Genomic DNA, 15,116 nt, shown 5'->3' with positions numbered 1-15,116 from the left:
CATCTACTCAGTCATCCGTGGCTATTTGAATCATTTATTTTTTCTTCAATGCTTCTCCATCAATACAGTCCTTAAAAGTACACCCTTAGAAATAGAACGTTGTAGTAAGATTAATTTTCTGCTTTTTCCATCGGTTTTAAATTGATGGTGTATACATATTTTTCTCCAAAATTATTCAAAATGAATAGCTCTTCTTCTTCCGGTGTAGCCAAGCCATTAGAGTAACCGATTTTTGCACCCATTCCATCCAGCATATAATCCTGATCTTTATCAATGTTGCTAAAGTCAGCTTGTTCCCATTGTTCGATGATTTTCCCGAGCTTGGTGTAGTCGTTTAAATTTAATTTGTTCTTTTTCCGAGCAAGTTCTAAATACGCTCGAACCTCACGAATATTCTCGTGAGACATTAGGATTGCACCGTATTTTTTATCAGCGGAAATTTTCTGGTGAGTCATTTCGTGCATGACTCGAACTAGGTTAGACTTGTTGAGTTTCTCTAAATCATCAAACACTAATCCGGTTTCAAGTTTTGGGTTGATTTTATGAACCGCATTTGGACGACCTGGTGGGTTCGCCTCAAGGAACCGCTTAAGTTCTTTAGCTCGATCAAGTTCATCTCCTTCAAGCTCTTCATCGATGGAATATGACGAACTTGAAGAAAATCCGTTAAAAAAATAAACAACTGAAGAAATTAATATCGTTACGGTGACTATCGTGAAGAGTAAAATGAACCTACCTTTTTTTCTTTATCATAACTGTACCTCCCCACATAAATCATTCCCGTAAATTGTAACATACATAGGAATTATGTTACTCCTAATAAAAGTTATAATTTTGAAATTATTTCTCCTTTAACCAATCAAGATTGCAATATTTTCATTCTCTAATATAAAGTAATCGTATAATAAAAAAAGACCCTAGCCTCAGCTAGGATCTACGGATACCGGTGGTCGGAGTCGAACCGACACTCCAGAGGAACACGATTTTGAGTCCCGAATCAAATTTAAATCTCTTACTTATGTTGTATATCAACGCTTCTGCATTTTCGTTAAAATTCGTTTAACACGACTACTACAAACATACTTCTAAGGTTACTGTTTAGTCAACCTATTACGCAGTGTACTTATTGAATCGAGCGAGATTCTTATTTTTATAGTAATGAATCAATCGTTGCTCATGAATTAACGCATCTCTTCGTTCTGAGTACTCTGCTACGATCTCATACTCCAAGTCACCCGACTGCATCATATTCCGATGCTCTACATTTTGACGATTCGTGTATCTTCTCATTCGATACCAGACCCCACTGCCCACATAAACGACCTCTCCACCCTCTCGATGAAGATAAACGATGTAACGATTCGTTTGTCGTAGCTCATTGGGATCAAGTTGATACTTCTTTATTAAACCAATTACTTTCTGAAACGACAATCCATATATTTTTGCAATATCCTCATTTGTCATTTTCTCTTTAAGATATTGTTCGAGACTTTCTTTACTTGGAAACACAATATTTGCACCTTTCTGTTCGATTTATTGATTTTCTTATTTAATATCTTCAACCATTTCTTCAGTTAAATAAGAAATTATCCAATTTTTTAAATAGAAAATTAAATAACTTCTTAAATAACTTATTCAATTAGGCCCACTATATATAGAAGAAATAAAATTGATATTTTAATTTACAAGCTCAATTGAAGAAACCTATACTAAAGACACTTACTATATATTAGGGGGGATAAAAATATGGACTTGAAAACAAAATGGAATGAATTTTCTTTAAAAAGAATTATCAAGCCATCTCCTTATTGGATTCCGGCATTAATAGGTACTTTTTCTTTGTCACTTATTGTTTTATTACTAACTAAATCATCATTCAGAAGTATTGTGAACAATAATTACTTTTCATTTCAACTAGCTACAACTTTAATTTTAGCTACCGTAGGAATATGGACAGTAATTAATACTACAATTTCAGCAAAGTCTGCCGCAAAGTCGTTGGAATTAAATTTACAGAACAAGTTAAAAGATGAAACAGCGTTAATTGTTTTAATTGATAAAAGAATAGAAACCCCTTATGCACCACCGTCAGCCTATGAACATCCTTATACCACCCTTAACAGTGTCATTCATCAAGCACAAATATCCGCTGAGGAAAAAAGTAAGCATCTGAATACTATTCTTGAAGATAACAAAAAATTATTCACTTTTGAAAATTCTATTAAAGCTCATAAAAATGATTATTTTATAGATGTAACTAATATCGGGAAGGGTCCAGGAATGAGTGTTAAATATAGAGTTTTTCTTAATAATTGGATGGTTTACTCCAAACCTTATACGTTCTATTCAAGTGACTATATACGTACGTTTCCACTGGGTTATAAAATTGAGTTTTCTACATATTCTCAAGGTGAAGGTATTACTATTGATAATCGTTATGAAATTGACATGGATGTCAATGGTAAACTTTTATACAGTAAACCCGATTATGAATTTAATCATTATTTACCATTTCAGAATAAGGAACTAGTTTCTGGAGAAAAAAACTTTTTGATTTCTAATAATTCATTTAAAATCGAATTACCAACAGAATTTATAGTTATTGCAAAACACTTTGCGATAATAACTAATTTAATTGAAAGTGGAACAGCTCCAGAACTAGTGTATTTTCCTTCTCCACAGTTGAAAGTCCTTCTAGAATACAAAGATGAGTTGACTTTGAAACATAATAGAACTGACTTTAATCAAACACATAACTTTGAATATATAATAAGTATTGATGAAAACTCAATAGTAGTTAACAGTGATACAATAAAATTTGATTTGAAAACGACCGTGTCTTAAAACTAAATAAATTGATATTACGGTTTATAAGTTTACACGTTGTTATCACAAGGGCTCTTCTTTACTTTAGAGCCTTTTATTTTACCCAGAATTTTATATCTATTAAATTTTATTTGTAAATAAAAAAATCCTTTAGGGTATCCTAAAGGATTAAAACAAATTGAACTTCTGTCATTTCGCTAAGTTAATTATTCATTTAATCCGTTCGCTTCTAATTCATTAGCCTCAATGTCTTCTATTTTTTCAGTAACCCTTGTATTGATAGTGTGACCAATGTGTCTAAGCGTTTGAATTTTCACTTGGGTACTCCAATCGCCATTTGCTACGTGTCGATTGTAAACATTAAATAAATGACCAACTAATTCTTCTGTCACATGAATGAGTAACCTCGTTTTTAATGCTATATCAACGTCGGCATTTTCGTTCATCATACCTTCAATAAACATGTAGCTACCAGCATATGATTCAAAGTCGATATCTATTGATTTATTTTTTAATAATGACAAATCAATATTGTGTCTCCTATATGAAATCTTAGGCTTCAAATATTTAAATTCTTCACTTTCTAAAAGAAATCCCAAAGTCCCTAGCGCATCCATGATAAAATCACCAGACCCTGAAATTTCAGATAAACGATCCACATTAGTCGGACCTTTAAATCCAATTATTCCCCTTATTCTCAGTTCGCTATCATCATCTAATACGTCATTATTTCTCTCTCTAGCAATGTAAACTAACCAATCTGCTAAATCATCACTATAAGGATAATGACATACTTCAATTTCTCCACGCCCATCATAGTTGTTCAATTTTCTTAAAAGTGTTTTTGCAGTGGCACTGATTCTATTTATAATATAATGCACAGTATCTTCAGTTGAGTAAACAATTACAAAACACTCATTATTTTTTATTCTTCTAACTCTGTCCTCATTTTCTTCTTCTGCAGCTCTCGGTGTTTCATAACTAAAGCTATATGCGTTGAAGCGAATATTATTGTTTTGAAGCTCTAAAATTTCATCCTCTAAAAAGTGCTTTGTTATAGCATAATTTAGCGGTCGGTTTGTAAGAGGGTCTCTTTCTATTTGAAACCAATTTCTATAGTTGTCAATATTATTAATCACTCCATTAAAGTCATTATTAACAGTATCAATCCAATGAGAAAATCCCATACTTTAATCCCCTTCAACCTTTATTTCAAATTTGTTAGAAGTGATTCTTTGTCGCCAACTTTTATTCTCGCAACTAATTGATATTGAGGCATTACCAGTCAATGCGTTTTCATCAAGCATAATGTCTATCGGAAATTCTTTTGATTGCTCTATCGAGCGTTGAACTGTCACTAATTCTTTTAAATCTATATAATATAATCCTGAGTTGTCATCTATAGAATACACAGCTCTTGTTTTTTTCATTTGAAGAACAACATCTTTAATTTCTGGAATAATTAGTCTATCTGGCATTAGTTTATAATTTCCAGAAAGTTTAACTTTAAGTTTTATTTCACGTGCTTTTTTATTTTTTAATTTAACAGAAGATAATTCGTTCCCATCATGTTCATGAACAATGCTGACTTCCACGTTAAAAATAAAAATTGAATATACATATTTAAACACCATAATAGTTAATTGAGCGAAAAAAGTTGCCACTCCTATATCTATAAATTGACTTAGCCTTTGATCAGGTATTGTAATAAAGTTCGATGGTCTGAGTCCTAGCCATAACATAATTGCCACCAAACAAACTATAGCAAGATTTTTAAGATATGTACTAGCCTCTTTTTTAAAATCTATATCCAATAATCTCATGCTAAATATCTCTTTAGTAATGGTGCAATCACTTCATTAATCACATCGGACGGATTATCTCCAATTACTACACCATTAGACTTAATTTCACTTTGAAATCCGTTATAGAAGATAAGCATGCTATTAATATCAATAGAATCATATTCTTCGGCCCAAGATAATTCATTCTTTAATAGAACAAAGTTTTTCTTATCATTTCTTACCTTTTTAATTAAATCTTCTATATCTTGATGAAAAACTTCATCGCTTCCTTCATCTAACTTTATTTTCTGCAAGATCCCACCTGAAAGAAACACATCTTCCATAATATTAATCATAAGCTCTGAATTAATGATTACTTGTTTAAAGTTATTATCCCTCATGTCGCTAATCATCTCTCGATAATTTTGCAACTTTGGATCATATTCAACTGCTTCTATCTCTGTTTGTTTTTCTAATGATCTTCTAAATAATTTTTTTACTGTCATATCTATCACCACCTATATTGTTAATTCTCTATTTTCAACTATACAACTTTAATACTTATTTTTCGAGACCGACTCTTTATTTTTGGTAAATTTTTCTTCTCAACATCAAATAGGAGTTTAGGTACCTCGTGTGCGTTTGACTCTTCACACGTTATTTCATCCCTTACTCTATTTTTTTCAAATTATGTAGGGCGTATCTTCATCAGTCAGATGTACTGACGAAGAAAGCCATATGATACTTCTTCACATTGAAAGCTCACCATCATTAAGTTGATCCGTGAGAGTAGATCACTTCGATCAATGTCTATCTCTCTTTCTCTCACCTTACTGACTATATGTTTTGTGTATAGACCTGCAACTGATCGTCTATATAACTCTTCACCTAGATCATGACGAAGTGCAGTCAATGACTGCAACTTCATGATGATGTTCATTGTATTAGTTGATGTTCCCATTTACATTTCTACCTCATTTGAAGTGATTGCTTCAGTCTGATTACTCTCTAGAATAATTTGCAATGGACCGTTACCTTGAAGCGAGATTGAGTACGTTACAAGATCATCGTATGGAAGATCGAGCGAAAAGTCTGTGATTGTACAGTTACCTTCATAACGTTTGCCCGATGGCATTTCAAGATACACATCTACATTTTCAGAATTCAAGAACGCTGTCTCGATCTCTTCATACGCTGCGTCTGATTCGACGTATGCGCCATCAGCATCAATTGTATACGATTTGAATCCTGGCAATGATTCATTCCAGAATCCTTCTGTGTCTTTTGATGTAGCATCAATCGATTCTGCCGAACGTCCCAATGAGGCGTTACGTTGTCCTGCCAAAACTCGGCCCGACCCTTCTCGATAAATGTATAGCTTAACCTTCATACCGCTAACTTTCTTTGTCATTAGTTCTCTCTCCTATTCTAAATAAGAATGCGGAATCGATTAGCTCGATCCCGCATAGTTCTTATGCCTGTTTCAATTTCACAAGTGCCTGTGGATTCGTCACGATTGAATCAATGTACATATCAAACACGAACAACTTCGAGCCTCGCAACGCCTGCTTTGAGTCAACAATCTCTTGTAGTCCTGACTGTTGTTTAATCATCATTGATACGCCTTCTTGATAGTTACCGAAAATGACCGGTGTTTCTGCCGGAAGCGAATCAGTGACGTGAACTGGAGCGCCAAATAATGTTCGAATGAGCTTGCCGTTGACTACTCCACTTTGCATGTAGAAGTGACCATTTGCATCTTTAAGCTTTGCAACTTGATCAAAGAACTCTTTGTTCATGATGAATGCAGCATCATCTAAATATTCCGGGTGGATAGATGTGTATAGGTCAAAGAATGTATCTACTGAGACTACTCCATCCATTGAAATCGACTTCACGTTTTCATCATGAGCAATTCCGTTTAACTCTTCTGAAGTCTGTCCTACGAGCATTGACCGTTCAACTACCTTTACAACACGTCTTGCCAGTAAGTTTTTCACGTAGTCTTCGATATTTGTTCCACTGTCATTGATAAGTTGATTAGTAAGAGTTACTGCTGCGCCAACTCGTTTTTGTTTTAATTCAGCATACTCAAATCCAAATGTGCTTTCGATAATGTCGTCACCTTCACCAACAAATCCTGCTTCAATTGAGTCATCTTCGCGAGCAATTTTTAAGTTTCCGCTAACTGACTCATACTTTTTAGCAAGTGCAAAGATTGGAGACTTCTCTTCCATCAAAAGCACAATGTCTTGATGAACCGACTCAGGAACTAACACATTGCCATCTGACGTTTTTTGTAGTGAACGACTTTCACCTTTTAAGATTTCTTCAAGTTCATTCTTTCGTGTCTCAATTTTTCTCATTTCTCTAATTTCCCCTTTAGTTGTCTCTGTTTGTTTAATTGACGGAACTTCAACTTCTTCGATTAACGTGAAATGCCTTGCTGAAATATTCGACTGTGAGAAAGCCGGATTTTTAACGACGCTAACTTCAAATAGTTCTAATTCTTTGATTGTGCGTTCGTGAAGCTCTTTGCCGAGATACTTCCACTCATCTTTCAACACTCTGAAGCCGAATGACATATTCTTAAACAGACCTGCGGTAATCAATTCATAGTAGTCATGCCCCCATGAAGTTGGAGCAATTCTCGCTTCCATAAATAAGCCGACTTCATCTTCTTTAAGCTCAAGTGAATCATTACTTGTCGAAGCTAAAATACGTGTTTGATCATGTTCTGCTAGAAAATCAACATCCTGCTCTCTCTCTTGAAGCGCTTTTGTGAATGCACCACGTTCAATTTTCTCGACAAACTTCTTTGCCGTTCCCATCACTTCGCTCAATTGATTCGTTTTGTTGACGTAACCTCGTACTACTAGTTGATTTGAATCTCCTGACCTCAGTTGTAGATTCTTAAATCGTAATTCCACTGTGTTCTCCATTATGTTTCTCCTTTGTCTCGATGTGTTCTCCGATATTTAAGACAAGCATACTGTCGTCTGATACTTTCTTGAGTACTTGACCAAGCCTAAGTACGAAGTAATCCTCTTCGATACCTTTTAGATCAAGACGATGACGTGCCTCGTTAAATGAAATCAATCCTTTTTCTAATGCTTGACTGATTGTTTTAATTTTTTCTGCTTCTGTTGTTCTGAGTAGTTCAGAAGTATCGAACCTAAAGAAAAAGCCAAGCAACTTTTCGCCTGACTCTAAATAACTCTTATCTAGTGCTGACTCGATTGCTGTAATGATAGGACCGATGCAGTTTTGCAAAAATTGAAGATTATTGTGTTCCAAGGAAGCGTATTTGTTAGCCGAGCTATTTAACATGCTCTCTGGAATATTGAAGACTCGTGCAATTTCTGAAGTGACTGTACTTTTACTTTGATGAAGACTTAGTTCATCTGGAGATAGTGCGATTGTCGAGAAATCAAGTCCATCTTCAAGAATCAGTGTCTTACCTGTATTTTCTGTACCTGAATATAGAGAATCGAATCCCTTTTTTAAGCGATTGATTGCTTGCTCTGTGAGTCTTGTATTAGCTTTAAGAACACCTGTAGGCAATGCTCCATTAGAGAGTAAGTTTTCTTCATACTTCAACTGACTGAGCGCCGTGTTGAACAATTTATCTGCATTGACCAACAAGCCATCAGTCCCTGAATCAATAACAATTAGTTGCTCTGAAGGAATCTCAACGTTTCTCGAAAGTCCACTATACAGGTACTTCTTAGCTGACACAGTGATGTTGTCATCTGTGTAACTCTCTTCGGCCATAGATTTAGCCGCAAGATAATGCAACTGTCCATTTTTCTTAAACAAGTAGGCTTTACCTCGAAGTAAATAATCTTGTACAACCTTCTTCTTGAGGGCTTGTCCTGTTTCTAGAGCATTTGCATCATGATTGAGACTATTTGTTCTGTCATCTCGAAGTTGCTCAATCGACCGATCTGTTTGCTCTTGGTATAAGTAGAGTGGTAGTTGCGCGATTGATGAAGTAATCAACTCAATTGCTGCGTAGACGGTTGGAATTTTCAGTACATCTTCTTCTCTTACTTTGACTGGACGAGTTCCAGAAAGAATTGTTCGCGCGAAGAAGTCACCTTTTGTGTAACTCTTGTTTCTTTGAAAATTTAATAAGTTCAATGTTCAATTTCCTTTCTGATATATATTCATTGCTTTCAAAAGCAATCATTGCAGGTAAAAAAAATACTCTATCAACGCTAAGCATTGACAGAGTAAACGAAAGAAGAGGAAAGTACTATTTACAAACACAGAGGACATATATATAGATACGTCTCTACTATATATGTACACAACTAAGGGGTTTGTAACAGCTTTTTGAAAAATTTATAGCAAATAATCCAAATATTTTTTCAGTAAGTCTCTTTGACGTTCCGAAGGGATATAACAAGCCATTTTTTCACCATTTCGGATAGATCCTCGGAACATAAATTGAATTAATTCTGAAAGCGCCAGTAGATCCTCATCCACGTCAATATCATGGCTTAAGAAGAACTGCTTTTCTACTGGGTTTAAGAAGCGATTGACCATATACGCCATAGCTGTACAGTGTGCATAATCATTTGTAGCTCGAATCGTACAAGGTACAAAATTATCTTTTTCTCGATCATCATACTTATTAAATTTGCACTTTGCGTTAGACAAGCGTTTTGCTTTTGACTTGTAAGTTGTCCAAAACAATTTATCATTATCTGTCGTTGCTTGAGTCCGGAAAAATGAAGTAAGGTTTTGCTGTAATCTCTTGTACTTTTCTGGAGTAGCACTCTCATACCAAGAGTATGATAAAAGATATCGATTAGTTTTTTTAACTCGAGCGAAATAATTTGAATTTAAGGTACTTGGTCTTCCTTGTGTCTCATAATCTTCGTAAATTGTTAGTAACTCTTTTAGTTTTTCTCGCTGATCGTATTTATTATGGTAGCTCACAAGCTTGTACAAATCGCCTTTTTTTATCACTGAATACTTTTTATACTGAAGGTCAAAATAATCATAGTAATACTTCTGAAGTTGCCCATCAAAGAGATAAGTTAAAATATAAACTTCTTTAAAGTTACTGAATGAATTTATAGGTAATAACGATACCATCTGTAGCTTTGTATTTCCGAAAGCTTTGAGAATCCCTAGGTTTGCAGCATTTTTAACATCAGCGAATATCGCATGTTTCTCATCTTGTTTATAGTCCGAAAGCCAAGTTACAGATGAATCTTTTTCAATTTTGATATGTCCATCATTAATCAAAATATCAATGTCCTGACTAGCTATAGGAAATACCTCAATAACCTCGGCCACTTCATCCATAATTAATGTATAGTCACTCTGTTGAATTAATTCATGCGCTTCATGATCCATCATCTTAAAAAGTTGATGTGTGATTGCGATTGATCTTCCATCAGCCAGTAGCTTCTTTAAGTGATCTAGTTTTTTCCCTTTTCCTCTTGCTGCAATCGGAGTAGCCATATTTAAATTTGTTGCACCAATGACTCGTTTAACTTCTGATAAGAACGGAGTCACAAAGATAAACTTTTTGCCGAAAGTGTTCTCATTCATCATTTGAATTGCATAACTTGTCTTTCCTGCACCACAGATTGCATCAATTACTTTTACTTTCTCCATTTGAATTTCACTCCTGATATTTGATTTAACACTTGTTTTATATCAGTCGAAATTCAAACGTAAATTGCTATTTATATAATTGAACTCTTTTTTGCATCGACTGCTCCGCTTGTCGCTCCGCAACCATGTCGACGCTGTATCGGAAAAGAGTTCGTTCGACCGGATTCTTCGAATCTCGATCTCACTTCACTTTTTCCGCTAGGTAACGAATTTTTTTATTTATTTTTTCTTAATAACTTTTTTTCTTTTAAGAGAAAGAGCTCACGAAGCTATGTATACCAACACTTTTCTAATACTTTTTGCACAAAAACCCAAGCAATAAGTATTTTAGAACTTATGAATTACAGCACTTATTTCGATGATTCATACTTTTCTCTTTCAAAAGAAATAGTATCAAGACTGTATAATCGCACTTCTACTTCAACAGCAAGCTGTTTCATCCGAAGCACGATCGAATCAAAACTTTAAAAAAAATAAAAAGTGACGGCTTCTTCGAACCCTACTTTTTATGTTTTTTTAAAGACTTTTGATTCGGTAGGTATTTTTATTTATCTTTTTTGATCAACTGACGATTAATGATTAATGACTAACTAAAAAACTTTAAAATTTCCCATTGTATACAACTCAAAAACATTAAGAACACTTTTAAAAATAATAACTTTTAAAAGGTAATTACCTCACTTGAGCCTCGGTAATTCGTTACAACTTAATGTCGCGACATGCACAGCTTCTTACCGTATCATGAAGAAACGCTCCACCCAATATTGATTCAACAGTCAATTCTGTTAGGTTCAAATATTAAAAACCCTAATAACGGATAATAATGAATTCATCATTGCAAGATATTGATAAGGTTGGTCAATATCGAATGAATCCATATCCATCAGCAGAGTTTTGATTTTGCAACGGCATCTACGGACCTCGGAGTTATTTGATATAGGAGTGAACTCTCGGCACTTTAATGTCTCCAATGTTATTCGGTTGTAATACATTTATATCTAGATAAATGATTACGTAAACGAATATCTAAAATTAATTAGAGAATTATTTATTATATCTGTGCCATTGAAAACGTAAACGCTGCGCTCTGAAGTGAGCTAGCAGATATCATATTTCATTTCCTTCAGACTAAATCGACATCACAATTGAAAATAGCCTAAGATTAATTTCTATGAGAGTTATCCTTTATTCCCGTAGAGCTTGTTCATTGCTCAATCACCAAGTTGATGAGTATTCATATTTCTCAAAGAGCCGAAATCTAATACGAGCCATTTATGAGCTCCTCAGCCCATCCCAAAGACTCGATCAATATATTCTTGCTTCTCATCATACGTTACTTCGCCTTTCTTCGCTCTTGTTCTGTATAAAGTCGTCTCCAAACAAGAGCGCAAATACCCGCCCAAGTTTTTAATTTCACTTCGATTGTTCATTACCTCTTTAACGACTCTAAGCACAATATCTTTATTGAGACCCTTGAGGCGATATTCGTTTGTGAGTTTGTGAATTGTTACCTCATCTTCATCGTTTCTAATGTCATTGATAACCGTTTCTTTGTTAACAAGCTTGTTAACAGATTTGTTATCATTATTATTACTTAAGTTATTATTAATATAGTTATTCTTATTAGTGGTTCTTTTTGACCCTTCTTGATGGGTCATTTTGACCCTTTGCTCTGACCAATTTGACCCTTCAGGAGAGTTCAAAGTGACCTCATCGCCTGAAAGATCATTTTGACACTTCAGGCTTGGGGCCTTATCTAATTGCATATTATTGTCGTTCACTTGGGCAGCATGATCCATGTCTTCTTTGATTGCAGTTTCAGTGTCCGAGTTTACTTTAATCAAATAATCATCCGTATATGTTAGTTTCAACGGAAATAGTTTATTCGCTCGTGTAAGTCCATCTCGCTCTTCTTCCAACAAACCATAGTCGGCCAATTCTTTCTTACAACGCTTAAAAGTAGATGAGGACATACCTAATAATTCTTCCGCCTTTTCAGCGCCAAGACGTACATAATATTTTCCGTCATCCTGCCAATCGTTCTGCATCGATAATTTCACCTGATCCAACAATAGGATATAGACTAATTTTGTATTCGGCTTCATATCTCGATATGCTTCTCCCACTATCAACACTTTCGGTACTTGATAGTAGATGAGTTGATCTCGATCGTCTCTTGTAAAGTAATGACTCATCTCAAACTCTCCCCTACACCGGATTTGAATTTCTCAGAGAGAGCCGTTATAATAACAACATTAGTAGTGTGTTTCGTGTTGTTGTTATTATAACGACTTTAACGGAACCTCTGATTACCCCGGAGTCTGTGAGAATGCCATCTCACGGCTCTATTTTTCATTTTATAATACGAACAAACGTTCGTACACACCTACAACCGAAGACCCTTCAGAGCTCCATATTTGCCATGTTTGCGCTTCAAATCTTTGCCCCATAGGTTTACATATCTTTTCGTGACGGTGATGTCCGTGTGACCCAATAGGTGCATCAGAGAGAATGCATCGATTCCCTCCATCACCATGCGTTTGGCCATCGTATGACGAAATGTATGAGGACTCACTCTCTTCTCGATACCTGCCAACTGCCCATAGCGAGTAAAACGCCCTTGAATGCTGTGACTCTTTAAAGGGCCGTTGTCTCTATTGATAAATAGAGCATCTGTATCTAATTGCCCTCGAATGACTAAGTAGCGCTTCAATTGCTGCTGCGTGAACTCTGACAAATAAACAGTTCGCTCGAAATTATTCTTTGTCTTTCTAACAAGGAGTTCGTCTCCCCTGATGTCACCAATCTCAATACCGACAAGTTCTGATAGCCTGATCCCTGTGTCCAAGAACACAAGAAAGATCACTTCATCTCGAAAACCGACAAATGTCTTTTCGTCTCGCATGACTTTTAACAACTTTTCGATTTCACTGTTCTCTAGAGCGTCTATCATCTTGTGACGATCTTTAAGAAGTTTTATATCTTCCATCGGATTTGTTGAGATGAGACGTTTTCTGTATATGAAGTTGTAGAACGCTCTTAAAGCCCTCAGTCTTGTGTTGATAGTTGTGATCTTGATTCTCTCTTTACTGATTATGATGAGATGTTCAATGTCCGAAGTCTCCAGATCTACCAACTCTTTGTTCAAGATGCGCTTCGTTGCCATGAACTCGTTCCGATAGTAGTCGATTGTTGCTTGCCGAAGATTTTTTAAGTAACAGTGCTTGAAGAACTCATCGATTGCCTCTTCATCACTCACTCTTGTATGAATAATTCTCAATTCTTCTTTGGATAGTTCTCTTTTTCTGCGCATGCTTACACTCCCTTTAGCAATGAACACGATTCAATGAATACGATTCTTTGTAAAAACAGTCGTGTAAAAGAAAACACAAAAAAGGCTCTAACATAAGTTAGAACCTTAAATCTGATACCGGTGGTCGGAGTCGAACCGACACTCCAGAGGAACACGATTTTGAGTCGTGCGCGTCTACCAATTCCGCCACACCGGCATATTATGTTGGAGGCGCCAGTCGGAATCGAACCGACGATAGAGGAGTTGCAGTCCTCTGCCTTACCACTTGGCTATGGCGCCAAAGAATGGAGCGGAAGACGGGATTCGAACCCGCGACCCCGACCTTGGCAAGGTCGTATTCTACCACTGAACTACTTCCGCATAGTTGGCTGGGCTGGAAGGGATCGAACCTTCGCATGTCGGAATCAAAATCCGATGCCTTACCACTTGGCTACAGCCCAATAAAATGGGGCGACTGAAGGGAATTGAACCCTCGAATGCCGGAATCACAATCCGGTGCGTTAACCACTTCGCCACAATCGCCATAATATTAAAGCAGGGGCAGCAGGAATCGAACCCGCGCTGACGGTTTTGGAGACCGTAGTTCTACCGCTAAACTATGCCCCTAAGTGGTGGGGGGGGGCGGATTCGAACCGCCGAACCCGAGGGAGCGGATTTACAGTCCGCCGCGTTTAGCCACTTCGCTACCCCCCCACATGGTGGCTTTGGACGGAATCGAACCGCCGACACAAGGATTTTCAGTCCTTTGCTCTACCAACTGAGCTACAAAGCCATGTATGTAAGTCTTTAAATTAAAAATGGCGGTCCTGACGGGGGTCGAACCCGCGATCTCCTGCGTGACAGGCAGGCATGTTAACCACTACACCACAGGACCACACTAATTGCGGGGGCTGGATTTGAACCAACGACCTTCGGGTTATGAGCCCGACGAGCTACCAGACTGCTCCACCCCGCGACGATATAAAAATAAATGGTGACCCGTACGGGATTCGAACCCGTGTTACCGCCGTGAAAGGGCGGTGTCTTAACCGCTTGACCAACGGGCCTTGTTGTATTGAAAAACTGGCGGAGAGCAAGGGATTCGAACCCTTGAGACGGTTTTGCCGCCTACACGAATTCCAATCGTGCTCCTTCGGCCACTCGGACAGCTCTCCAAAAAGAGAAAAGTGGCTCCGCAAGTAGGATTTGAACCTACGACCTACCGGTTAACAGCCGGTTGCTCTACCACTGAGCTATTGCGGAACGATCTTGCCTGGCAACGTCCTATCCTCACAGGGGGAGACCCCCAACTACTTTCGGCGCTGAAGCGCTTAACTTCCGTGTTCGGCATGGGAACGGGTGTGGCCGCTTCGCTATCGCCACCAGACAAGTATTATATTAACATCATTTAAGTATAACGTCAATATGTTTTAAGAGATTGTTCTCTCAAAACTGAAGATTCATCAATACAAACCATAGACTAGATCAAAGCCTCGACCGATTAGTATCATTCAGCTCCACGTGTCACCACGCTTCCACCCATGACCTATCTACCTCATCGTCTCTGAGGGGTCTTTCTT

General features: G+C 36.8%; 12 protein-coding genes, 13 tRNA genes and 2 rRNA genes. 1 reads left to right on the top strand and 26 read right to left on the bottom strand.

Annotation, left to right across the window (positions count from 1 at the left end):
* Positions 1-110: 110 nt before the first annotated feature.
* Together RT52_RS07930 and RT52_RS07925 are read right to left on the bottom strand one after the other, a co-directional pair.
* Entirely contained in the window at positions 111-512 is a 402-nt protein-coding gene (locus RT52_RS07930; protein ID WP_051690309.1) for a DUF6241 domain-containing protein, read from the bottom strand.
* A 598-nt stretch (positions 513-1,110) separates the two neighbouring features.
* Positions 1,111-1,509 (bottom strand): GIY-YIG nuclease family protein, encoded by a 399-nt coding sequence (locus RT52_RS07925; RefSeq protein ID WP_034816571.1) that lies wholly within the window; start codon positions 1,507-1,509, stop codon positions 1,111-1,113.
* Between the two features lie 237 nt (positions 1,510-1,746).
* Between RT52_RS07925 and RT52_RS07920 the strand changes: the two genes are divergently transcribed.
* Positions 1,747-2,844, top strand: a complete 1,098-nt coding sequence (locus RT52_RS07920; RefSeq protein ID WP_034816568.1) for a hypothetical protein — start codon at positions 1,747-1,749, stop codon at positions 2,842-2,844.
* Positions 2,845-3,032: 188 nt separating this feature from the next.
* Here the strand turns inward: RT52_RS07920 and RT52_RS07915 are convergent, their stop codons facing one another.
* The 24 genes from RT52_RS07915 to RT52_RS07795 all read right to left on the bottom strand — a co-directional run.
* Entirely contained in the window at positions 3,033-4,013 is a 981-nt protein-coding gene (locus RT52_RS07915; RefSeq protein ID WP_034816560.1) for a hypothetical protein, read from the bottom strand.
* A 3-nt stretch (positions 4,014-4,016) separates the two neighbouring features.
* Positions 4,017-4,649, bottom strand: a complete 633-nt coding sequence (locus tag RT52_RS07910) for a hypothetical protein (protein WP_034816557.1) — start codon at positions 4,647-4,649, stop codon at positions 4,017-4,019.
* Positions 4,646-5,116 (bottom strand): hypothetical protein, encoded by a 471-nt coding sequence (locus RT52_RS07905; RefSeq protein ID WP_034816554.1) that lies wholly within the window; start codon positions 5,114-5,116, stop codon positions 4,646-4,648. The genes RT52_RS07910 and RT52_RS07905 overlap by 4 nt, the downstream gene beginning before the upstream one ends.
* Positions 5,117-5,571: 455 nt before the next feature.
* Positions 5,572-6,021, bottom strand: coding sequence for a phage major tail protein, TP901-1 family (locus RT52_RS07895; protein WP_034816549.1), 450 nt, complete (start codon positions 6,019-6,021; stop codon positions 5,572-5,574).
* A gap of 61 nt (positions 6,022-6,082) precedes the next feature.
* Positions 6,083-7,552, bottom strand: coding sequence for a phage major capsid protein (locus RT52_RS07890; RefSeq protein ID WP_051690308.1), 1,470 nt, complete (start codon positions 7,550-7,552; stop codon positions 6,083-6,085).
* Positions 7,524-8,753, bottom strand: a complete 1,230-nt coding sequence (locus RT52_RS07885; protein ID WP_034816546.1) for a phage portal protein — start codon at positions 8,751-8,753, stop codon at positions 7,524-7,526. The genes RT52_RS07890 and RT52_RS07885 overlap by 29 nt, the downstream gene beginning before the upstream one ends.
* A gap of 204 nt (positions 8,754-8,957) precedes the next feature.
* Positions 8,958-10,244 (bottom strand): hypothetical protein, encoded by a 1,287-nt coding sequence (locus RT52_RS07880; RefSeq protein WP_034816544.1) that lies wholly within the window; start codon positions 10,242-10,244, stop codon positions 8,958-8,960.
* A gap of 1,283 nt (positions 10,245-11,527) precedes the next feature.
* Entirely contained in the window at positions 11,528-12,439 is a 912-nt protein-coding gene (locus RT52_RS07875; protein WP_034816541.1) for a replication initiator protein A, read from the bottom strand.
* Between the two features lie 191 nt (positions 12,440-12,630).
* Positions 12,631-13,557, bottom strand: a complete 927-nt coding sequence (locus tag RT52_RS07870; protein WP_034816538.1) for a tyrosine-type recombinase/integrase — start codon at positions 13,555-13,557, stop codon at positions 12,631-12,633.
* Positions 13,558-13,672: 115 nt separating this feature from the next.
* Positions 13,673-13,753, bottom strand: a tRNA-Leu gene (locus RT52_RS07865).
* 9 nt (positions 13,754-13,762) lie between these two features.
* Positions 13,763-13,836 (bottom strand) — tRNA-Cys (locus RT52_RS07860).
* A gap of 6 nt (positions 13,837-13,842) precedes the next feature.
* Positions 13,843-13,917, bottom strand: a tRNA-Gly gene (locus RT52_RS07855).
* A gap of 5 nt (positions 13,918-13,922) precedes the next feature.
* Positions 13,923-13,997: transfer RNA gene (locus tag RT52_RS07850), tRNA-Gln, on the bottom strand.
* A 6-nt stretch (positions 13,998-14,003) separates the two neighbouring features.
* Positions 14,004-14,079: transfer RNA gene (locus RT52_RS07845), tRNA-His, on the bottom strand.
* A 13-nt stretch (positions 14,080-14,092) separates the two neighbouring features.
* Positions 14,093-14,163 (bottom strand) — tRNA-Trp (locus tag RT52_RS07840).
* 3 nt (positions 14,164-14,166) lie between these two features.
* Positions 14,167-14,250 (bottom strand) — tRNA-Tyr (locus tag RT52_RS07835).
* A gap of 3 nt (positions 14,251-14,253) precedes the next feature.
* Positions 14,254-14,329 (bottom strand) — tRNA-Phe (locus tag RT52_RS07830).
* A 26-nt stretch (positions 14,330-14,355) separates the two neighbouring features.
* A tRNA-Asp gene (locus RT52_RS07825) sits at positions 14,356-14,431 on the bottom strand.
* A gap of 7 nt (positions 14,432-14,438) precedes the next feature.
* A tRNA-Met gene (locus tag RT52_RS07820) sits at positions 14,439-14,512 on the bottom strand.
* Positions 14,513-14,528: 16 nt separating this feature from the next.
* Positions 14,529-14,603, bottom strand: a tRNA-Glu gene (locus RT52_RS07815).
* Between the two features lie 17 nt (positions 14,604-14,620).
* Positions 14,621-14,711 (bottom strand) — tRNA-Ser (locus tag RT52_RS07810).
* A 13-nt stretch (positions 14,712-14,724) separates the two neighbouring features.
* Positions 14,725-14,799, bottom strand: a tRNA-Asn gene (locus tag RT52_RS07805).
* Between the two features lie 8 nt (positions 14,800-14,807).
* Positions 14,808-14,923, bottom strand: a 5S ribosomal RNA gene (gene rrf / locus RT52_RS07800).
* A gap of 94 nt (positions 14,924-15,017) precedes the next feature.
* Positions 15,018-15,116 (bottom strand): 23S ribosomal RNA (locus RT52_RS07795); the annotation flags it as partial.

The organism is Exiguobacterium alkaliphilum 12/1 (genome assembly GCF_000714435.1).
Classification (GTDB): Bacteria; Bacillota; Bacilli; order Exiguobacteriales; family Exiguobacteriaceae; genus Exiguobacterium; species Exiguobacterium alkaliphilum.
This window is presented reverse-complemented; position numbering and strand designations above follow the sequence as displayed.